The organism is Pseudomonas sp. FYR_2, from assembly GCF_043106425.1.
GTDB lineage: Bacteria > Pseudomonadota > Gammaproteobacteria > Pseudomonadales > Pseudomonadaceae > Aquipseudomonas > Aquipseudomonas monteilii.
The window spans coordinates 266,127-286,078 of the sequence record NZ_JBICMM010000018.1; the positions used below are offsets into that span (position 1 = coordinate 266,127).

The window sequence follows — 19,952 nt, forward strand, 5'->3', positions numbered from 1 at the left end:
GTCGTGTGCTCCTAGTGGCTGGCCGCCGTGGCGCCCATTTCGTTCACCTGCTGGAAGCGGCTGAAGCGCTCCAGGGCGAAGGGCGCGATCATTTCGGGTACTTTGCCGCCGCTGGCTACCAGCTCGGCCATGGTCTTGCCGCAGATGGGCGTGGCCTTGAAACCCCACGTGCCCCAACCGGCGTCCAGGTAGTAGTTGGTAACCGGCGACAGGCCCATGATCGGGCTGTAGTCCGGGGTCATGTCGGTCATCCCGGCCCACTGGCGCATCAGCTTGGCGTTGGCCATGAACGGGAACATCTCGATGGCGTGGGCCAGCAGGCTTTCCTTGAGGTCGAGGGTGGAGCGGGTGTTGTACAGCGGATAAGGGTCGGAGCCGCCGCCAAAGACGATTTCGCCCCGGCTGGTCTGCTGTACATAACAATGCAGCGCCGACGAACTGACCAGCGGGTCGAGGAACGGTTTGAACGGCTGGGTAACCATGGCTTGCAACGGGTAGGTGTGGATCGGCGCACGGATGCCGGCCTTGGCCATCAACAGCGAACTGGCACCGGCCACGGCCTGGACCACGCAGCCGCACTGCACGGTGCCACGGTTGGTCTTCACCGCTTCGATGCGGCCATTGCGTATCAGCAGGTCCTGCACCTCGGTCAGTTGATGGATTTCCACACCCCGCTTGGCCGCCTGCTTGGCATAGCCCCAGGCCACCGCGTCGTGGCGTGCAGTGGCGCCGTCGATGTGCCACAGGCCAGCCAGCACCGGGAGGTGGCCGGGGTCGAGGTTGAGGCTGGGCACCCGTTCACGAATCTGTTGGCGGTCGATCATTTCGGTACGGCCGCCGAAGTGCTTGTTGACCTCGGCGCGCTGGCGGAAGGCGCGCACGGTAGCGTCGGTATGCGCCAGCGTGAGCTGGCCGCGCTCGGAATACATGATGTTGAAGTCGAACTCGTTCGACAGGTTCTGGAACATGCGCACCGATTCGGCGTAAAAGCGCACACCCTCGCTGGTGAGGTAGTTGGAGCGGATCACCGCCGTGTTGCGTGCGGTGTTGCCGCCACCCAGGTAAGCCTTTTCCAGCACGGCGACATTGGTGATGCCGTGGTACCTGGCCAGGTAGTAGGCGATGGCCAGGCCGTGGCCGCCGCCGCCGATGATCACCACGTCATAGCGCGGTTTGAGTTCGCACGGTGGCGGCAGGTCGACCTCAACCGGGTAGTCGGCGCTCAGGCCGTATTTCAGCAGGGCGAAAGGCATGCGGTGCGCTCCTGGTGGGCGGCCTGTTGCTGCAGGTCGAGGGCGAGCAGGGTGTTTTTCATCAAATAGGCGATGGTCATCGGGCCGACGCCGCCGGGCACAGGGGTAATGCCGGCCACCTGGGGCAGGGCGGCAGCGAAGTCGACATCGCCGACCAGGCGGCTGTGGCCGCTTTCATCGATGCGATTGATGCCCACGTCGATCACCACCGCGCCAGGTTTCAACCAATCGGCACCGATCAGGCGCGGTTTGCCTACGGCTGCCACCAGAATGTCGGCCTGGCGGCACAGCGCCGGCAGATCACGGCTGCGCGAATGCACCACCGTCACTGTGCAGTCGGCCTGCAGCAGCAGGGCAGCCATGGGTTTGCCGACGATGTTCGAGCGGCCCACCACCACCGCGTGCTTGCCGCGCAGTTCGCCACAGGCGTCACGCAGCAGTCGCATGCAGCCGCTGGGTGTGCACGGGGTGAGCACATCGCGGCCCTGGGCCAAACCACCGACGTTTTCGCTGTGAAAGCCGTCCACGTCCTTCAGCGGGTCGATGGCCTGCAACACGCGGTGCGCGGCGATGTGCGCGGGCAGCGGCAGTTGCACGAGGATGCCGTTCACCTCGGTATCGTGGTTCAGGCGGTCGATCAGGGTCAGCAGTTCGCCCTGGGTGGTGTCGGCGGGCAGGCGATGCTCCAGCGAGCGGATGCCTACTTCGTCGGCGCGCAGCACTTTATTGCGCACGTACACCTGGCTGGCGGCATCGTCGCCCACCAGCACCACGGCCAAGCCCGGTTGCACACCGCCCTGGCGCAGCTCCTGCACCTGTTCGCGCACCTCGGTCAGCACCCGCGCGGCGGTGGCCCTGCCGTCGATCAGCTTGACGCTGGGAATGGCGTTCATTTGAAGATCACCGTGCGGTCGTGGTTAAGGAACACCCGGTGCTCAAGGTGGTACTTCACCGCGCGGGACAGGGCGATGGTCTCGGTGTCGCGGCCGATGGCAACCAGGTCGTCCGGGGCGTAGGCGTGATCCACGCGCTGCACTTCCTGCTCGATGATCGGGCCTTCGTCCAGGTCGCGGGTCACGTAGTGGGCGGTGGCGCCGATCAGTTTGACCCCGCGCTGGTAGGCCTGGTGGTAGGGCTTGGCGCCTTTGAAACCGGGCAGGAACGAGTGATGGATGTTGATCGCCCGGCCTGACAGTTGGCGGCACAGGTCGTCAGACAGAATTTGCATGTAGCGTGCCAGCACCACCAGTTCGGTGCCGGTGTCTTCGACAATGCGCAACAGTGCGGCTTCCTGTTCGGCCTTGGTTTCCTTGGTAACGGGCAGGTAGACGAAGCGGATGCCCTGGCGCTCGGCCATGGGGCGCAGGTCCAGGTGGTTGGACACCACGGCGGTGATCTGCATGTCGAGCTCGCCCTTGGCATGCCGGTACAGCAGGTCGGACAGGCAGTGGTCGAACTTGCTCACCATCAGCAGCACGCGCATCGGCCGGGCGCTGCTGTGCAGGCTCCACTGCATGTCGAAGCGCTGGGCCACGTCGGCAAAGCCCGCCTCCAGCTGCGGTGTGTCCCCTGTGGTACCGGTGTTGTAGCGGAACACTGCGCGCATGAAAAAGCGCCCGTTGTCCTCGTCGTCGAACTGCGCCATCTCGCTGATGTAGCAACCGTGCTCGGCCAAGTAAGTGGTCACCGCAGCGACGATGCCGGACACGGCCGGGCAACTGACGCGCAGGATGAAGTGATCGGGAGCGGGGTGCATGTCGGGTAGGCCTCGTGATGGAGTGGGGCAGGTCGGGCACAAGGGCAAAAGAAGCTTCGCGAGCAGGCGAAGTGATGTTTCTTGGTGGGAATATAAATTTCCTTTAGGAGATTTATAGGCGAAGTGAGGGGTGGCGGTCCAGGGGTTTGTGAAATTTTTTATCCTGGCAGGAAAGTTTTTTGAGGCCGCTTTGTAGGGCTATGCTTGCTCCATGACTACGCCACCCCCCTTGCGCCAACCATGCCCCCCTGGTGCCTGCGACTGCGGCCGCGAACATCTGGGCGAGCATCCGCAGGCCGCACAGCGCATCCTGCTACTGACCCGTCAGGAAGAGAAACGCCTGCTCGAACGCCTGGAAAACCTCAAGGACCTCGAGGACCTGCAACGCCTGCAGCAACGGATGTACGACAATCTCGGCATCCGTGTGCACATCGCTCCCGGGTTCAACGAAGTGCGCACCATGCGTGGCATTGTCATCGAACTGGATGACCAGCCAGGGCTGTGCCGCAGGACCCGGCAATCGATCCCGGCGGCGATCCGGCGCGGGCTGGAGCGTAACCCGCAGGTGGCCTTCCGGTTGCTCGATACCCATGACTTGCTGCGGGATGCCTGACGGTGGATCAGGTGTAGAAGCGGGTTTCCCCGCGAAGCTGGCGGCGCGGTACAGGGCACCGGTTGCGCCAATGTTCGCGGCTGAAGCCGCTGCTACAGGGATCGCGCCAGCGTTTGGTTTGTGTGCAAGGAAGCCGTTTGCAAAAAGTACGATCCGGTGGATTCACCCCTTCTTCAGCCTGTAGGCGAGGGCAGGGCGGGTCATGCCGAGCAGGCGTGCGGCTTCGGAAACGTTCTGCCCACAGCGCTGCATGGCCTCTTGCATCAGTACCGCCTCGACGGCGTCCAGGCCTGTACCGCTGTCGAGAATCTGCGCCACCCAGCCGGGCGAAGCCTGGTCACTGCCTGCCACCAGTCGGCCATCGCTGCCCAAGCCAATGCTGTCGGTAGCCGGAGGGGCATGCGGGAACAATGCGTCCAGGCCGATACTCTGGTTCTCATCGGTGATGATCACCCCGCGCTCCATGAGGTTTTCCAGTTCGCGGATGTTGCCCGGCCAGTCGTATTGCAGGCACACCTGCATTGCCCGGTCGCTGAGCCCACGGGTTTTCTTGCCGTAGCTGTGGTGCAGGCGGCCGAGGAAGTGCTCGATCAGCAGCGGGATGTCTTCGCGGCGCTCGCGCAGTGCCGGGATGTGCACCGGGAACACGTTCAGGCGGTAGAACAGGTCGGCCCGGAAGCGCCCATCCTTCACGGCCTGTTCGAGGTTTTCGTGGGTGGCGGCGATCACCCTTACATCCACCGGCCGCGTGCGGCTGTCACCCACGCGCTCCAGTTCGCCTTCCTGCAGCACACGCAACAGGCTGGCCTGGGCGCGCGGGGTAAGCTCGACGATTTCGTCCAGGAACAGCGTGCCGCCGTTGGCCCGTTCGAAGCGGCCCATGCGTGCCTGCTGGGCGCCGGTGTAGGCGCCTTTTTCGACGCCGAACAGCTCGGCTTCGATCAGGTCCGGGGGTATGGTCGCGCAGTTCAGCGCCACGAACGCGGCGCCAGCACGCTCGCTGCGCAGGTGCAGGCTGCGGGCGATCACTTCCTTGCCAACCCCGGTTTCGCCCAGCAACAGCACCGAGGCCTTGCCAGGGGCGACTTTGTCGGTGAGTGCGCAGCAGCGCCGGTATACCGCCGACTGGCCGATGCCGTAGAACTGCCCCGACTCGTACTGCAGGCGCTGGCGCAGGTTGGCCACCTGCACCTGCAGCGACTGCAGCTCGTCGATCACCGGGTCGCTCTGGAAGTAGCGCAGGAAGGTGTCGGCATCCTCCCATTGCTCCACCGGCTTGCCAATGATGCGGCATTCGCTGCCACCGCAGCCACGGCAACTGACCTCCTTGTACAGCACCTGGCGGCCGAGGAAGAACGAGCTGTAGCTGATGGCGTAACCGAGCAGCATCCAGCACACCGGCTGCTCGGAATGCAGGGCTTCGGACTGGCAGTTTTCCACCTCGAAGGAGTCTTGCCATTCGATGTCGGCGTAGAAATGGCCGTTGTCCAGGTCGATTTCCAGCTGCAGCGGGCGCACCTTCACCATGCCCTTGAGCGAATGCAGTTGCGGGCCGATGAAGAACATATCCACCGGGTTGCCATTGGGCCGCAGCTTGCGCGCCAGCTCGGCGTCCTTCAGCCCCGACTGGTAGCCCAGGCGCAGGAAGAAGCCCTTGGCCCGCTCCACGCCGAGCATTTCGATCAGTTCGCGGCGCATGCTGGCCATGGTTGCGGCCTGCACCAGCAGCATGCGCTGCTCGTCCAGCCAGATCTTGCCTTCGGTGCCTTCGAACCGTACCCGTTCGGTCAGGTCCTTCAGCGCCGGCGCAGGTTCCGGCGCCCTGTACTGGGTAATCATTCGCTTGCGCCCCTTGCTTGTAGTTGTATGGGGAGTCGGCGTGCGCCCGCTCAGGCAAGGCGGGTTTGCTGGTCACGCCGGGACGACCGCAGTCTGCAGGCAAGGCCTGGGTCGTTCTCTTTTCTAAACCGCCTGAAAGCGGCGCAAAAGTCAATCGTCGGTGACGTTTGCCATTTGCTCAAACGGCGCTGGCGCATTTGAGCAAATGATCAAACGGGCAGCCGGCAGCGTGCGCATAGCGCTGCCTCAGGGCAACGCGTAAAAAAATTAAAAGCCATTAAATACAATTGGTTGGGTTGAGTTTTTGGCGAACTTAACGCGCCTGGCACAGCCGTTGCTCAAGCCCATGGCACGTCCAACCAGAGCACCAGCGCATGACTCAAACCACCACCACCTTCGAGCAAATGCCGCGCTACGTCCGCGTACGTAGCGAGCCGGACGCCGCCTTCGTCGAGTTCGACTTTGCCATCGGTTACCCGGACCTGTTCGTCGAACTGGTCCTGCCACGCACGGCGTTCGCCAGTTTCTGCGCCAGCAACCGGGTGCGCCATATGGACGCTGCGATGGCCGCTGCCGTCGATGCCGACATGCGCAAGTGGCGCTATGGCGAAAGCCGCGGCGCGGACGAGTAGCGCGCCGCTTGCTGGCGCATTGCATTCCCACAACAACAAGTACAGGACGCCTTGCATGAGTATCGAGATCAAGACGGCCACGGTCGAGCCGATCCGCCAGACCTTCAGCCACACCCGCCGCCGTTTCGGTGACAAGCCGGCCAGCCGCTACCAGGAAGCCAGCTTCGACATCGAGGCCGCCACCAACTTCCACTACCGCCCGTTGTGGCAGCCCGACAAGCTGCTCAACGACCCCAGCCGTACCGCCGTGCAGATGGCTGACTGGTACGCCGTCAGCGACCCGCGTCAGTACTACTACGGCGCCTACGTGCAAGCCCGGGCGCGCATGCAGGAAAACGCCGAGCACAGTTTTTCCTTCTGCGAAAAGCGTGAGCTGCTGGCCAGCCTGCCGACCGAAACCCGTGCATTGGTCGCGCGCCTGCTGCTGCCGCTGCGCCATGCCGAGCTGGGCGCCAACATGAACAACAGCGGCATTGCCGCCGATGCCTTCGGCACCAGCGTCACCCAGATGCACATGTTCCACGCCATGGACCGCCTGGCCATTGCCCAGTACCTGTCGCGCATCGGCCTGCTGCTGGAGGACGACGGCCTGGCGTTGTTGGCCGAGGCCAAGCAGCGCTGGCTGGACGAGCCGGCCTGGCAAGGGCTGCGCCGCTACGTAGAGGACAGCCTGGTGGTGCGTGACTGGTTCGAGCTGAGCCTGGCGCAGAACCTGGTTAGCGACGGCCTGCTGTACCCGCTGTTGTTCGAACACTTCGATGCGCAACTGGTGGCCATCGGGGCAGGGCAGCTGGGCATGCTCACCGAGTTCATGCGCCTGTGGTTTGCCGAGAGCCAGCGTTGGGTGGATGCCCTGGTCAAGACCGCTGTTGCCGAAAACACGCACAACCAACAGTTGATCGAAGGCTGGGTGTGTGAATGGCGCAGCCGTGCCGTGCAAGCGCTGCTGCCGCTGGCCGAGGCCGGCCCAGGCCGTGACGCGCTGGATGCTTGTGACAGCGCCTTTGGCGCACGCCTGAAAAAACTGGGCCTCAGTGGAGACGCCGCATGACTTCCCTCGTGTACATCGCCTTCCAGGACAACGACAGCGCCCGCTACATCGTCGAGGCCATCACCCAGGACAACCCGCATGCCCAGGTGCAGCACCAGCCGGCGATGATCCGCGTGCAGGCCGAAGGGCGCCTGGAGATTCACCGCGCCACGGTGGAAGAAAAGATCGGCCGTGAATGGGACGTGCAGGAAATGCTGATCGACGTGATCACCCTCGGCGGCAACGTCGAGGAAGACGAAGACTGCTTCGCCCTGCACTGGAACTGATCCGCACAACGACAAGAACAAGGGAGACCACCATGGCCGCCAAACGCCTCAACCAGAAAGACAAGTACCGCTGCCTGACCCGCGACCTGGGCTGGGAACCAAGCTACCAGAGCAAAGACGCCATCTACCCCTACGAGCGGTTCGAGGGCATCAAGATCACCGACTGGGACAAGTGGGAAGACCCGTTCCGCCTGACCATGGACGCCTACTGGAAGTACCAGGCCGAAAAAGAAAAGAAGCTGTACGCCATCTTCGATGCCTTCGCCCAGAACAACGGCCACCAGAACATCTCTGACGCCCGCTACGTCAACGCCCTGAAACTGTTCCTGAGCGGCGTCACCCCGCTGGAGTACCAGGCCTACCAGGGCTTCGCTCGTGTCGGCCGGCACTTTGGTGGCGCCGGTGCACGGGTGGCCTGCCAGATGCAGGCCATCGACGAACTGCGCCACGTGCAGACCCAGGTGCACGCCATGAGCCACTACAACAAGCACTTCAACGGCCTGCATGACTTCGCCCACATGCACGACCGGGTGTGGTTCCTGTCGGTGCCCAAGTCGTTCTTCGAGGATGCGCGCACAGCCGGCCCGTTCGAGTTCCTCACCGCCATCTCGTTCTCGTTCGAGTATGTGCTGACCAACCTGTTGTTCGTGCCGTTCATGTCGGGTGCCGCGTTCAACGGCGACATGGCCACGGTCACCTTCGGCTTTTCGGCGCAGTCCGACGAAGCCCGGCACATGACCCTGGGCCTGGAGGTGATCAAGTTCCTGCTGGAGCAACACGAGGACAACGTGCCCATCGTGCAGCGCTGGATCGACAAGTGGTTCTGGCGCGGTTACCGGCTGCTGACCCTGGTCGGGATGATGATGGACTACATGCTGCCCAACAAGGTGATGTCCTGGGCCGAAGCCTGGGAGGTGTACTTCGAACAGGCCGGTGGTGCGCTGTTCAAGGACCTGGAGCGCTACGGCATCCGCCCGCCGAAGTACGTCGAGCAGACCACCATCGGCAAGGAGCATATCAGCCACCAGGCCTGGTCGATCTTCTACCAGTACAGCCAGGCCACCAACTTCCATACCTGGATCCCCACCGACGAGGAGCTGGACTGGCTGTCGGCCAAGTACCCGGACACCTTCGACCGCTACTACCGGCCGCGCTACGAGCATTGGCGCGAGCTGCAGGCGCGTGGTGAGCGCTTTTACAACCCGACGCTGCCGATGCTGTGCCAGATCTGCCAGATCCCGCTGGCCTTCACCGAGCCGGATGCGCCCACGCAGCTGAGCCACCGCAGCCTGGTGCATGAGGGCGAGCGCTACCACTTCTGCTCCGATGGCTGCTGCGACATCTTCGCCTTCGAGCCGGACAAGTACGTGCAGGCCTGGCTGCCGGTGCATCAGATCCTGCAGGGCAACTGCGGTGGCGGCGATGTCGAGGCGGTGGTGCGTGATTACTACAACATCGACCCCGGGCAGGACAACTTCGAGTATCAGGGTTCGCCCGAACAGCAGCGCTGGCAGGCCTTGCAAGGCACCGGGCGCAAGGCCGGCTGAAGCACCGAACCACCAGGGCGCCGTTAACGCGCCCTGGCCCTACAAGAACAAGAGGAACAACGCCATGCCCGTGACTGCCATCGGCACCTACACTGCCCAGCCCCTGGACCGCCAGGCCAACTTCCACGGCGCCCAGCTGGTGTACCTGTGCTGGGAAAACCACCTGCTGTTCTGCGCACCGTTCACCCTGCCGGTGGACCCGGCGCTGCCCTTTGCCGCTTTCATCGAGCAGGTGGTCAAGCCGGCCATTGCCCTGCACCCGGATGCTGCCCAGGTGGACTTCGCCACTGCACGGTGGCGCCTGGATGAGCAGCCCTTCACGCCCGACCTGGCCCGAGGGCTGGCAGCCAACGGCATCACCCACAAAAGCCTGCTGCACCTGCACACCCCCGGCCTTGAAGGCCTGGGCGGTAGCCACAACTGAGGAATGCCGCCATGAGCTATCAAGTCACCATCGAACCCACTGGCGAACAGATTGAAGTGGAGGAGGGGCAGACCATCCTCGAAGCCGCCTTGCGCCAGGGCGTGTGGCTGCCGTTTGCCTGTGGCCACGGCACCTGCGCCACCTGCAAGTGCCAGGTACTGGAAGGCGAGGTCGCCCTCGGTGCCGCTTCGTCCTTCGCCCTGATGGACATGGAACGCGACGAGGGCAAGGTACTGGCCTGTTGTGCCATCCCGCAGAGCGACCTGGTCATCGAGGCTGACATCGACGTCGACCCGGACTTCGCCGGCCTGCCGGTGCAGGACTACCACGCCGTAGTCACTCGGCTGGTCGAACTGTCACCGACCATTCGCGGTGTGCACCTGAAACTCGACCGGCCGATGGCCTTCCAGGCCGGGCAGTATGTGAACCTGCAACTGCCTGGCATTGAAGGCAGTCGCGCATTCTCACTGGCCAACCCGCCCCAGCAGGCGGACGAGGTGGAACTGCATGTGCGCCTGGTGGAAGGCGGCGTGGCCACCGGGTACATTCACCAGCAGCTCAAGGTGGGCGACGCGCTGGCGCTGTCCGGCCCGTACGGGCAGTTTTTCGTGCGCAGCTCCCAACCGGGCGACCTGATTTTCATCGCTGGCGGCTCGGGGCTTTCCAGCCCGCAGTCGATGATTCTCGACTTGCTGGCGCGTGGCGATACCCGCCGCATCACTCTGTTCCAGGGCGCCCGTACCCGTGCCGAGCTGTACAACCGCGAACTGTTCGAAGCGCTGGCTGCCCGCCATGCCAACTTCAGCTATGTGCCAGCCCTCAGCCAGGCTGCCGAAGACGCGCAGTGGCAGGGTGTGCGCGGTTACGTGCACGACGCCGCCAGGCAGCATTTCGAGGGCCGCTTCAACGGCCACAAAGCTTACCTGTGCGGCCCGCCGCCGATGATCGACGCGGCCATCACCTGCCTGATGCAGGGCCGCCTGTTCGAGCGCGACATCTTCATGGAGCGCTTCTACAGCGCCGCTGATGGGGCGTCTGAAGGCCAGCGCTCGGCCCTGTTCAAACGCATCTGACCCTTTGACGCCTGGCTCCCTGGCCACAGGGGGCTGGCGTGCACCCGACCGATAACAACAAAAAAGGTTGACCCGATGACTCCGACCCTTGCAAACCTGCTGCGCCTTGCCGTGTGCGCCTCGTTGTTCGGCGCTGCCAACCTGTCCCATGCAACCGAAGGCGGCGGCACGTCCTACCCGCTCGGTGCCGAAAACTACATGTCCGGCGCCATGCCACCGCCGGGTTTTTATGGCCAGCTGTTCGTCAACCACTACGAAGCCGACAACCTGCGTGGCAACGACGGTCGCAAACTGCCGGTGGACTTTCGTGTACGCGCCAATGCCATTGTGCCGCGGTTGATCTGGGTAAGCGATTACACCGTGCTGGGTGGCAGCCTGGCGCTGCATGCCATCGTACCGCTGGTAGACCTGAAGGTATCGCTCAACGGCCAGTCGCAGCATAACAGCGGCCTGGGCGACGTGATCTTCGGCCCGGCGCTGGGCTTTCACCACAGTGACAAGTTCCATAGCATCCTGGCCTTCGACATGATTGCCCCCACCGGGCGCTACGACAAGAACGACCTGGCCAACCCCGGGCGCAATTACTGGGTGTTCGAGCCGGTGTATGCGATGAGCTACATCGACCCGGCCGGGCTCAACCTGGATGCCAAGGTGATGTACGACTTCAACCGGCGCAACCCGGCCACCGATTACCGTTCGGGGCAGGAGTTTCATGTGGACTATGCCGTGGGATGGGGGCTTGGCAATGGCTGGGTGCTGGGGGTAGGGGGGTATTACTACCGGCAGACGACTGACGACCGCCAGGACGGTGAGCGTATCGAAAACAACAAGGGGCGCAGTTTTGCCATCGGCCCGTCGATCAAGTACAGCGGCAAGGATGGCTGGTTCGTGACGGCGAAGTGGTCGAAGGAAACCGAAGTGCGCAACCGCGCCCAGGGTGATGCCTACTGGTTGAAGCTGACCTTGCCCTTCTGAAAGGGGGCTGCTGCGCAGCCCATCGCCGGCAACCAGTGCAGGCATTACAAGGCTCCCTGCACTGGCTGATTCATCAGGCCACATCCACCAGCACGATCTCGCTGTCTTCGATGGCGGTCACCCGCAGCACTTCTTCCTGCTCGATTGCCACGCCATCACGTGCCTTGGCCCGCAACCCGTTGACCTCTACCAGCCCCTTGGCCGGCACCAGGTAACCCCGGCGTGCGGCATCGAAGCGGTACTCGGCGGTTTCCCCAGCTCGCAAGGTGGCAGCCACCAGCCGCGCATCGGTGCGAATCTGCAGGCTGTCTTCATCGCCCACGCGGCCGCTGGCCAGGGTCACGAAGCCTTCACCACGTTCGCCTTTGGGGAACGGCCGAGAGCCCCACTGCGGTGCTTCTCCGGTGCGCTCCGGCACGATCCAGATCTGGAAGATGCGTGTGTCGACGTCCTCCAGGTTGTACTCGCTGTGCACGATGCCGGTACCGGCGCTCATCACCTGCACGTCACCGGCTTCGGTACGGCCCTTGTTGCCCAGGCTGTCCTGGTGGCTGATCGCGCCTTCACGCACATAGGTGATGATTTCCATGTCGCGGTGCGGGTGCGGCGGGAAGCCGCTGCCGGCTGCGATCAGGTCGTCGTTCCATACCCGCAGGTTGCCCCAGTGCATGCGCGCCGGGTCGTAGTACTCGGCAAACGAGAAATGGTGGTGGGCGTCGAGCCAGCCATGGTTGGCGTGGCCGAGGCTATCAAACGGTCGCAGTTGCAGCATGATGGTGCTCCTTGAATCAGTGGAATGACGCCATGATGCGCGAAAAAAACATCGAAAATAAGCGTAAATATCGGCTTAAAGTAATCAGTTTAATAGATGTGATTTCTGTTGGCCTTTCTTCGCTTCATCGCCTAATCCACTGATCTGCAAGCATTCGCTGGCGATTTTCCTTCGATGCAGCGAACATGCCCGCTGATTTTGTTTTTCAACGGAGTGACCGTGGCCCACGAGCAACCCCAGGCCCCCGCCGACCTTACCCCGCCCGCCCAACTGCCCTGGTTTCGTCGCCTGGTCGCCCGCCTGCTGGGGCGTGGCCTGACCCGCCTGCAGGCTCAGCACCGCGACTCATGGTTCCTGGGGCACGCCGAGGGCCAGCGCAGTGGCCATGCCGAGGCTGAGCGTGAAGGGTTTGAGCGTGGACGGATGGAAGGCTATGAGGCCGGGCGCCAGGTGCTGGTGATCCGCGACTCCCGTCCAGACACCGCTGGTGTGCCGGGCCGGGACGATAACCTGTTCGACGACTGGCGCCTGCCGTTGACGGCCGAGCTGAAAAAGCGCTTCAAGGCCGATGTCGCCCAGCGTTTGCCCGCCGAGGCCCAGCCCAGTGCCGCACAGTGGAAGCTGATTTTCAGCGACACCCCGTCCACCTGCGTGGTGGCTGGGGCTGGCGCGGGTAAGTCCACGTCGCTGGTGCTGCGCATTTTGCTGCTGCGCCATTACCTGGGCTACGAGCTGGATGCGATGACCGTGGTCACCTTCACCCGCGAGTCGCGCAAGGATTTCATCAAGCGCCTGCTTCAAGTGTTTGCCCTGTGGCAGATCAATCTGCAACCGGTGCAGGCCCGCGAACTGGTGCGTACCTTCCATTCGCGCATCCTGCCGCTGGTGCGCAGCCTGCCGGGCTTCGACCAGGTGCGCGCCTTCGAGACGCTGGGCAACGAGATGCCCGCCGGGCGTGAGGCCGAGGCCGACAGCAACCCGTTCGACCTGCGCCTTAACGATGCCCAGCGTCAGCAACTGAACCAGTGCTACAGCAGCTTGCTGGGCGAGAGCCCGCGTTTTGCCGAACTGGTCGGCCTGTTGCGCAGCGAAGCGTTGCAACTGAAACCACTGGACCCGAACAACCCCGATGTGCAGAAGCGCGCACAGGTAACGCAGCTGGCGGCCCAGCGCGACGAAGAGCTGTGCGATGTGATCGAGGACCTGTGGTTCGCCGCTGGTGCCTGGCCGATCAAGGGCATCGAACCCTGCCGCGAAACCGTCGACATCCGTGGCAGCCGCTTCCATGTGCATGGCCGGCTGGAAGGCCAGGGGCCTTGGGTGGTGCTGGGCTTCGACCCCGCAGAAAGTGCCCAGTACCAGCGCCCCGGCGCCAAGCTGGCAGTGCGTGCCGAGTGGGCGGTCAAGCGCACTTTGTTGCAGGCCTTCTGCGACCGGCCGCTGATTTGGCTGGACAACTACGCCATGGCCCGGCGCCTGGCGGCCTCGCTGGCGGGTGATGCCGTGGCTGGCCCGGGGTTCGAGTACAAGGTCAAGGGTGAGCTGGCCCCGGCGCCACTGCTGGATGGCTTTGTCGGCGCGGCCAATTTCATCGAGAACCTTGGCCTGGACGTAAATAATGCAGTGGCGGCGATGAGTTTCCCGTCCGGCGACAGCGATGCCTTGTTCTTCGAGGCCCTGGCCCTGTACTGGAAAGCCCTGGAAGCGCACCTGCTGGACCAGTCGCCACCGGTGATGAGCTACAACCGCATGTTCGCCCTGTTTGGCGAGAACAACCCGGAAAACCTGCAACTGCTGCCCGACCCGCTGCTGCGGCCACTGGCGCACCTGATGATCGACGAGTTCCAGGACGTGTCGCCGCAGATTGTCAGCTGGCTGCGTGCCTGCCTGGCCGAAATACGCCGACGTGGCCCGGCCATGCACACCGGGCGCCATGCGCAGCATTCCTCGCTGCTGTGCGTGGGGGACGACTGGCAGTCGATCTACGGCTGGCGTGGCAGTTCGCCCAAGTATTTCATGGAGTTCACCAAGGCCTTCCCGTCGCCGGCCAACACCCGGGTGATGCTGGTCGACAACTACCGCTGCCAGCAGCAGGTGATCGACGCGGCCGAGCATCTGGTCAAGGGCACTCCGGCGATTGCCGGCAAGAAAGCCCGGGCCAGTGGCCCCGCAGCCGAGCTGCCGGGTTCGCCGGTCAAGGTGTTCGACCGTGACGAGGCCGCCTTGGGCGAAACGCTGATCGAGCACTACCAACGGGGCGAGACGGTGATGATGCTTTACCGCAAGGGCAGCGACAGGGCCTTGATGAACGAGCACCTGCAGAGCGTGCTGCACGCCGAGGCGGCATTGCCGGCCGAGCAGCGCCGACTGCGTCAGCTCACCTACCACAGTGCCAAGGGTTTGCAGGCCGATGCGGTGTTCATGTTGGGCGACTGCCAGTACCTGACGAGTTCGCCTTACAAGAACCAGGTGTACCGCCAGGCCGGGCTGGGCAGGGCCGGTGATGCGCAGGCGTTCGATACGGCGCAGAAGGAAGAAGTGCAGCGCCTGGCCTACGTGGCGGTGACCCGCGCCGTGCAGCACTGCTACTGGCATGTGGAGGCCGCCAATGGCGAAGCGGCGGCGGCCCCGCGGGCGTCCAGCCAGGTGGATGGCCGGCAGGCCTTCTTCGAAGACCTGCGCGGGCAGTGATTACCGCTTAGCCGCCGAGGGTTTGCGCCTGGCGAGTGAGGCTGGTCAGCAGGCCGGTTTCAACCTGTTGCTGCTCGGCAGTCAGCACGTCCACCCCTTGGCGGTACTGCTGCTCGTTGATCGAGACGCGACGCAGCACTCCTTGAGCACTCAATGGGCTTTCAGGCATGACGCCGGCCAGCGCTCGTAGAACAGAACTGTCCAGGGAGGTGACCGGGTCGGCGGTTTCATCCAGGCAGTAGTATAGGTAGTCCAGGCCCGGCCGCCAAAAGTCGGTGATCAGGCTGAACTGTGCCGCATGCTCACGTTTCAGGTACTCGACCCAACCCGGCTGCTGGTTCAACCATTGTTCCCGCGCGTTGGCATCCGTATCCAGCGCCAGGACCGCAGCTTTCACTCGGTCGATGATGGTCTGGTTGATCCTGGCTGTGTCGCGGTACAACATGCCTCGGCTTGGCTCAGGATAGTCCAGCGCGGTGGCCAGAGACTGGCGCAACGCCAGGCGCACCTCGATATCGTCCACCAGCCCCGTTTCCAGGTCGAAGTCCGGAAACGCGGAGGGCTCGTCGAGCACATCGTAAGCGGGAAGATCTTCATCGAAGACGCCATCGAGCAGCGCCTGTTTGCGCAAGGATCTTTTCCAGCTGATGCGGTCGGCCAGTTGATTGACCTGTTCGCGTCGGTACAGCTTGCGATACAGCCTCAGCAGATCGGTGGGTCGGCTACCGGCACGGCCTGCGGCTTCGTGGGCCAGTACCTCTATTTCCAATGCGCTGAAAGCGTCGGCGCCTGCGTCTCCACAGGTTGGGGGGAAGTCGCCCGCCACGGTGGCCAGGCGCTCACGTAGCTCGGTGTCTTCAGCAGCCTTCTCCAGCAAGTCCCAGACACGTTCGCTCACGGTTTCGGCATCGCGCAGCGCTTCTGCCGACTGGGCGAGACGCTCCAGTACCCCTAGCAACGCCGCGTTTTCACCTTGGTCGAACAAGTCGCTCCACAGTTGCTCTTCGGCATTGCTCGCGTCGCCACGGAAAATGCTTTGCCACTGTGGCACGTCCTCTGCGTGTTCGAATACGTTGACGCCACTGCTGCCCAGGCGTGCACGTGTCTGGGCTTCCAGCGTGTTGTAGTTGAACAGCCAGCGGCGCTCAGGCAGGCGCGCGGCGACGTCACGGGCGAAGGGGGTACGCAGCACCCTTGGCAGGTCTGGCAGTGTGCGAATGCGGTTGGAGGAGAGGTTGAGATAGCGCAGTTGGTACTGGGGCTGGCTCATGAGGGTGGTCAAGCTGTCGGGCCATTGCTGCAGTTCGCAACGCTCGAGGTCCAGGTGGCTGAGGCGGGCCATGAAGCGCAGGTCGGGTGGCTGCTGCAATGGGTTGCCGGGCATGTGCAATACCATGGGGTGAATCATGTCCTGAAAACGGGCTGCGAGGGTTTCATCGAGTGTGATCTGATTGTTGCCCAGGCCCAGTGCATCCAGTGGCAAGCGCGCAAGGAAACTCAAGCTGGCGTCATCAAGTTGCAGGCGGTTACGGCTGAGGCCAAGTATTCTCAGGCCGGGCATCGCCTCTATGGCTTGTTGGGCAGTGGCTGTAAGGGCAGTCAAGCCATTGCTTGTCAGGCCCAGCTCGCGTAGCCGTGGCGCAGACTTGAGCGCCTCGAACAGTGTTTCGGCGTCCATGTCGGGGTTGCCGATGATTTCCAGTTTTTCCAGGTTAGGGAAGTTTGACAGCAAGCCGCTGTCCAGGCGCCGCAGTTGCAACCCTTCAAGCGTCAGTTGCCGGATATGCGGCATGCGAGCAGTGAACGTTGGCAGCGCTTCCAGCCGCATGCGGTCCAGCACCAGTGCCTCGCGTTGCGCGCCACCTTCACGCCGGGAAGCACTCATCAGCCGTTCGGCGCATTGCTGGCGATCAAAGCGCTCTTCCAGCGAAGCTGAAGCGTTGGCCCAGCGGTTGAGGTCACGGCTGAGGGTACGCTGTTCTGCTTCCAGCCGACTGATGGCGATACCCAGGTCGCCCCCTTGGGCAAGATCAGCTTGCAGCGCACTGATTTGCGGGCTACTGAGTTCGGGGTAGAGTGCTCGAAGGCGGCGGGCGGCGGGCAGGCCCCGACCACTCAAAGGGTAGCCAAGTTGGCCGTTGGCCATGCGCAAGGGGGAGCGGAAGCTCGGCTTGACGGGCTGTTGGCCAAGCAGTGAGGCGCAGCGCTGGCGATCGGCGAGGGCAAGTTGCAGCAACTGGGCCGAGTCAGCCTGTGGGTGCTCGGCTTGCAGGGCCTGTTTCAGGCGTTGGCTGTCATCGTTAGCCAGGCTGCGCCTGAACATGCCGAGGATGGCGCGGTCTAGCCGCGCACGGGCTTGCAGACGGCGGGCTTCTTCGGCAATGCGAAGCGGCACCCGTCCGTTTGTCAGGCTTAGCCGTTCGGCGTTGCTGATGTTGGCCAGTAACGCTTCAAGCGCACTGTCCGGCAAGCCGGGAAACTGCCGGGCGAGGGGGTGGGCGGCTGGGGGGAGGACGGGCCGGCGGCTTTGCTGCAGGCTGCTGAACAACGCCTCGCGATGCGCTTCCAGATGTGTCGCGAGCGCGTTGTTCAAGGCAGAAGATCGTTGCTCGGGCGGTGTGTCACCCAGCAGTCTCAGCGAGACTTCTTCATCCATTTGAGCCAGCACGGTCTGGCTCAGTTGGCCATTTTCCAGGTCGCTGCGGGTGACTTCGATTTCTATTTGCCCCGTCGAACGGGGCGGGCCGTAGCGCATAGACTCGCCCCAGGGTTCTGGCCCTTTGTAAACCTTGAGTACAATCCCCTCAGACCACCCCGGCAGGCGCAGCAGTTCAGGTAAGACAAAGTCCTTGTACGCTGCCAGCGGCAACCCATGGCGTACGCGATCGATGATCTGTCGAGCCTCGTTGTCGAGTTGCAGGCGTTGCAAGGTGTCGATCAACAGGGCGGGTGGGCGTGAGCCTGTTGCCTGGTTACGGCGTAATACACTTTCATCGGTACCGGTACTGCGCATGGCGTAGTCCAGCTCGCTTTTGTCCAGGCCAGTGGTGTAGTTGCCCAGGCGGCTCATGAGTTGCTGGTGGTCCCATTCCAGCGGTTGTTCATGGTCGAGTTGCCAGCGAGCGTCACCCTGATGCAACAAGCGCGGCGCATAGGCCTGTGCATCCTCGGGGTGGCGCACGCGCCATTGTTGCTCGGCGTCCTGAAACACTTCGTATAGCGTCCCATTCAGCTTCAGGTAGGTCTTCCCATCGACGTGCACATGGCCGAGCGAATCGGGTTGAACTCCCTCAGGGATAGCCGCTGGGCTTGCATACGGCTTCATGTCGGGGTGCCAGAGCACCTCCTGATCGTCGTGCCACACACTCGTCAGTGCATCGACGAAGCCTGATGCCTGAACGATCTTGGCGCCTACCGCAAAACCGGCGATGACCGCCGCATTGATGGCCAATGATTCCAGTTGCACCAGCGCTTGCTGGGTATCGCCTTCTTCCCAGGCCTCGAACCCGGTGAACACAGAACTCATCAGGTCGTAGGCGAAAACACCAAGCATGACGGTGTTCAGCCCGGGCACGAAGAACGCAGCCACGTTGAGCACAGTCATGCCGATATCGAGCCAATGCTTCAGGCGCTCGTTGCGGGCCTTGGCGTCTACGTCGGCAGTGGGGACAGCAATGATTTTCGCGTCGGCCTTCATGCGCGCAAGGTGCGCGTTGTACAAGGTGGCCCAGGGATCGGTGCGGATGGGCGAGGGGGTGAAATGGAGTACAGGCTTGTGTCGGGGTCTGTGTATGCCTGCATCGTCCTTCTCGAACAGCGCGTTCTCCAGTTTGTCGGCCAGCTCCTGTTGCCTGTCCTTGTAGGCGAAATGGACCAACGCACGACGGAATGTCCTCTGCAGCAAGCGTCTGCGCAGGTGCTTGCCTGCTGCCTGGAGTGAGGCAAATTCCCTGACCGGGTGCTCGTTGTCTTCAGGTATGTAAACAATGCACGGGTTTATCTGGCTAGGCTCGTCGGGCCCGATGAAGAGGATCTCGTGGATGGGGATACCGAACAGGCTGAAGTTCCAGCAGCGCAACGGCTGTTCATCATAGGTGGGCCGGGGCTTGCCATCGCATAACTGAATGAGCGCATTGCCCCCGCGGTCGCTCAGCAGGCCTTTGAGCTTTGCGATCAGTGCCTGCACCCTCAAAGCTTCACGGCTGGCTTGAATCGACAGGCGCTGGACTTCAGCGCGGTTGGCGCCCTCATGGGTTGCCAGCAGGTGATCTTGATAGCGCTGGCCCAGGTCCAGTGCCCGACAATGCTTGACGAAGTCCGCCATCGTCAGCCCTGGCAAAGGGGTTTCGCTGCCTGGTGCACAGGTGAGCCTGCTGTAGGCGCCTACTTCATCCAGGCTTTCGAAGTTGTGCAGGGCCGCCTCCAGCAAGCTACGTGCTTGCGGCTCGCCCATGGGGCGGGTGGCCAGCACATCCACCTTCCGGTCAGGAAACAAAGGCACTTCCAGGTCAGGAACGCCGGTCCAGATATCGGCATCGGCTTCAAAGGGCTGAAAGACATACTGCGCCCTGTCTACGGGCACACTCACATTCAACTGCTTGGTTAGCAGAGGCGTGCTGAATGTGATGATGTCCTTGAAGCCCGCAAGAGCTGCCTTGAGTTGCGCCAGGCATTTGTTTCGCGCCTTGATGGCGTTGCGCAACTGCTCGCGCGCGGGCGCATCGGCAGTGGCATACCATGGGTAAGGGGTGCCATCTTCAGCCAGATAGTCCCTGCGCAGGCTTTGCACCACTTTTTGCGTGTGTGCGGGGTGTAGCGCCTTGCTCCATTTGGGCAATGCACGGGTTATCTGGTTTTTATGCAGCGGCGTGGGGGTTGTCATGGTCATGACCTCTTGCGTAGAGGGGATAGTCCACACTCATCAAGGCGCCGTGGTGCGGTAGATAGTTGTCGGTAGCGGTCGGTCTTGCGCATGCGTGTGTCGGTGAGGGGCCAGCAGCAGGGGGAGATCTGCGAGAGGGTGGAGGCAGGCCATGGCGCAGGCTTCAGCCAAGGAGAAT

General features: G+C 63.1%; 15 protein-coding genes. 9 read left to right on the forward strand and 6 right to left on the reverse strand.

What is annotated here, in order from left to right; genetic code table 11:
* Window positions 1-11: 11 nt before the first annotated feature.
* From ACF8R4_RS08870 to purU, 3 genes are read right to left on the reverse strand one after another with little or no spacing between them, the layout of a single operon-like run.
* Window positions 12-1,253: an FAD-dependent oxidoreductase gene (locus ACF8R4_RS08870; protein WP_060497202.1), complete on the reverse strand. Its 1,242-nt coding sequence runs from the start codon at window positions 1,251-1,253 to the stop codon at window positions 12-14.
* Window positions 1,235-2,146 carry a bifunctional methylenetetrahydrofolate dehydrogenase/methenyltetrahydrofolate cyclohydrolase FolD gene (folD, locus tag ACF8R4_RS08875; RefSeq protein ID WP_392492233.1) on the reverse strand — a complete coding sequence of 304 codons (912 nt, stop codon included), beginning with the start codon at window positions 2,144-2,146 and terminating at the stop codon, window positions 1,235-1,237. Before folD ends, ACF8R4_RS08870 begins: the two co-directional genes overlap by 19 nt.
* Window positions 2,143-3,009: a formyltetrahydrofolate deformylase gene (purU, locus tag ACF8R4_RS08880; protein ID WP_060497200.1), complete on the reverse strand. Its 867-nt coding sequence runs from the start codon at window positions 3,007-3,009 to the stop codon at window positions 2,143-2,145. The genes folD and purU overlap by 4 nt, the downstream gene beginning before the upstream one ends.
* Before the next feature lie 211 nt (window positions 3,010-3,220).
* Here purU and ACF8R4_RS08885 point away from each other — a divergent pair, with 211 nt between their 5' ends.
* Complete coding sequence (locus ACF8R4_RS08885; protein ID WP_060497199.1) at window positions 3,221-3,622, forward strand: hypothetical protein; 402 nt, start codon at window positions 3,221-3,223, stop codon at window positions 3,620-3,622.
* A 162-nt stretch (window positions 3,623-3,784) separates the two neighbouring features.
* Here the strand turns inward: ACF8R4_RS08885 and ACF8R4_RS08890 are convergent, their stop codons facing one another.
* Window positions 3,785-5,461 carry a sigma-54-dependent Fis family transcriptional regulator gene (locus tag ACF8R4_RS08890; RefSeq protein ID WP_104834528.1) on the reverse strand — a complete coding sequence of 559 codons (1,677 nt, stop codon included), beginning with the start codon at window positions 5,459-5,461 and terminating at the stop codon, window positions 3,785-3,787.
* Between the two features lie 374 nt (window positions 5,462-5,835).
* On the opposite strand from ACF8R4_RS08890, the gene ACF8R4_RS08895 reads away from it, so the two are divergent.
* The 7 genes from ACF8R4_RS08895 (at window position 5,836) to ACF8R4_RS08925 (ending at window position 11,429) form a co-directional block, all read left to right on the forward strand.
* Window positions 5,836-6,093 (forward strand): phenol hydroxylase subunit, encoded by a 258-nt coding sequence (locus ACF8R4_RS08895; RefSeq protein ID WP_060497197.1) that lies wholly within the window; start codon window positions 5,836-5,838, stop codon window positions 6,091-6,093.
* Window positions 6,094-6,148: 55 nt separating this feature from the next.
* Window positions 6,149-7,144, forward strand: a complete 996-nt coding sequence (locus tag ACF8R4_RS08900; protein ID WP_392492236.1) for an aromatic/alkene monooxygenase hydroxylase subunit beta — start codon at window positions 6,149-6,151, stop codon at window positions 7,142-7,144.
* Window positions 7,141-7,410 carry an MmoB/DmpM family protein gene (locus tag ACF8R4_RS08905; RefSeq protein ID WP_019097310.1) on the forward strand — a complete coding sequence of 90 codons (270 nt, stop codon included), beginning with the start codon at window positions 7,141-7,143 and terminating at the stop codon, window positions 7,408-7,410. Before ACF8R4_RS08900 ends, ACF8R4_RS08905 begins: the two co-directional genes overlap by 4 nt.
* 32 nt (window positions 7,411-7,442) lie before the next feature.
* Window positions 7,443-8,957, forward strand: coding sequence for an aromatic/alkene/methane monooxygenase hydroxylase/oxygenase subunit alpha (locus tag ACF8R4_RS08910; RefSeq protein WP_104834531.1), 1,515 nt, complete (start codon window positions 7,443-7,445; stop codon window positions 8,955-8,957).
* A 64-nt stretch (window positions 8,958-9,021) separates the two neighbouring features.
* Window positions 9,022-9,381 (forward strand): phenol hydroxylase subunit P4, encoded by a 360-nt coding sequence (locus tag ACF8R4_RS08915; protein WP_016714637.1) that lies wholly within the window; start codon window positions 9,022-9,024, stop codon window positions 9,379-9,381.
* 11 nt (window positions 9,382-9,392) lie between these two features.
* Entirely contained in the window at window positions 9,393-10,454 is a 1,062-nt protein-coding gene (locus ACF8R4_RS08920; protein ID WP_392492239.1) for an NADH:ubiquinone reductase (Na(+)-transporting) subunit F, read from the forward strand.
* A 75-nt stretch (window positions 10,455-10,529) separates the two neighbouring features.
* On the forward strand, window positions 10,530-11,429 hold the full coding sequence (locus tag ACF8R4_RS08925; RefSeq protein WP_182408420.1) for a transporter: 900 nt from the start codon (window positions 10,530-10,532) through the stop codon (window positions 11,427-11,429).
* Between the two features lie 73 nt (window positions 11,430-11,502).
* Here ACF8R4_RS08925 and ACF8R4_RS08930 read toward each other — a convergent pair whose 3' ends face one another.
* Window positions 11,503-12,201, reverse strand: coding sequence for a pirin family protein (locus tag ACF8R4_RS08930; protein ID WP_060497192.1), 699 nt, complete (start codon window positions 12,199-12,201; stop codon window positions 11,503-11,505).
* A gap of 174 nt (window positions 12,202-12,375) precedes the next feature.
* On the opposite strand from ACF8R4_RS08930, the gene ACF8R4_RS08935 reads away from it, so the two are divergent.
* Entirely contained in the window at window positions 12,376-14,892 is a 2,517-nt protein-coding gene (locus tag ACF8R4_RS08935) for a UvrD-helicase domain-containing protein (protein ID WP_392492241.1), read from the forward strand.
* A 7-nt stretch (window positions 14,893-14,899) separates the two neighbouring features.
* On the opposite strand, the gene ACF8R4_RS08940 is transcribed toward ACF8R4_RS08935, so the two are convergent.
* Complete coding sequence (locus tag ACF8R4_RS08940) at window positions 14,900-19,774, reverse strand: NEL-type E3 ubiquitin ligase domain-containing protein (RefSeq protein WP_392492243.1); 4,875 nt, start codon at window positions 19,772-19,774, stop codon at window positions 14,900-14,902.
* Window positions 19,775-19,952 lie beyond the last annotated feature (178 nt).

Bases quoted from the DNA above. Each gene is read 5' to 3' on its own strand.
- ACF8R4_RS08920 (WP_392492239.1), top strand. From the start codon at position 9,393: ATGAGCTATCAAGTCACCATCGAACCCACTGGCGAACAGATTGAAGTG.
- ACF8R4_RS08885 (WP_060497199.1), top strand. From the start codon at position 3,221: ATGACTACGCCACCCCCCTTGCGCCAACCATGCCCCCCTGGTGCCTGC.
- ACF8R4_RS08940 (WP_392492243.1), bottom strand. From the start codon at position 19,774: ATGACAACCCCCACGCCGCTGCATAAAAACCAGATAACCCGTGCATTG.
- ACF8R4_RS08925 (WP_182408420.1), top strand. From the start codon at position 10,530: ATGACTCCGACCCTTGCAAACCTGCTGCGCCTTGCCGTGTGCGCCTCG.
- ACF8R4_RS08935 (WP_392492241.1), top strand. From the start codon at position 12,376: ATGCAGCGAACATGCCCGCTGATTTTGTTTTTCAACGGAGTGACCGTG.
- ACF8R4_RS08900 (WP_392492236.1), top strand. From the start codon at position 6,149: ATGAGTATCGAGATCAAGACGGCCACGGTCGAGCCGATCCGCCAGACC.
- ACF8R4_RS08910 (WP_104834531.1), top strand. From the start codon at position 7,443: ATGGCCGCCAAACGCCTCAACCAGAAAGACAAGTACCGCTGCCTGACC.
- ACF8R4_RS08895 (WP_060497197.1), top strand. From the start codon at position 5,836: ATGACTCAAACCACCACCACCTTCGAGCAAATGCCGCGCTACGTCCGC.
- ACF8R4_RS08890 (WP_104834528.1), bottom strand. From the start codon at position 5,461: ATGATTACCCAGTACAGGGCGCCGGAACCTGCGCCGGCGCTGAAGGAC.
- purU (WP_060497200.1), bottom strand. From the start codon at position 3,009: ATGCACCCCGCTCCCGATCACTTCATCCTGCGCGTCAGTTGCCCGGCC.
- folD (WP_392492233.1), bottom strand. From the start codon at position 2,146: ATGAACGCCATTCCCAGCGTCAAGCTGATCGACGGCAGGGCCACCGCC.
- ACF8R4_RS08870 (WP_060497202.1), bottom strand. From the start codon at position 1,253: ATGCCTTTCGCCCTGCTGAAATACGGCCTGAGCGCCGACTACCCGGTT.
- ACF8R4_RS08915 (WP_016714637.1), top strand. From the start codon at position 9,022: ATGCCCGTGACTGCCATCGGCACCTACACTGCCCAGCCCCTGGACCGC.
- ACF8R4_RS08905 (WP_019097310.1), top strand. From the start codon at position 7,141: ATGACTTCCCTCGTGTACATCGCCTTCCAGGACAACGACAGCGCCCGC.
- ACF8R4_RS08930 (WP_060497192.1), bottom strand. From the start codon at position 12,201: ATGCTGCAACTGCGACCGTTTGATAGCCTCGGCCACGCCAACCATGGC.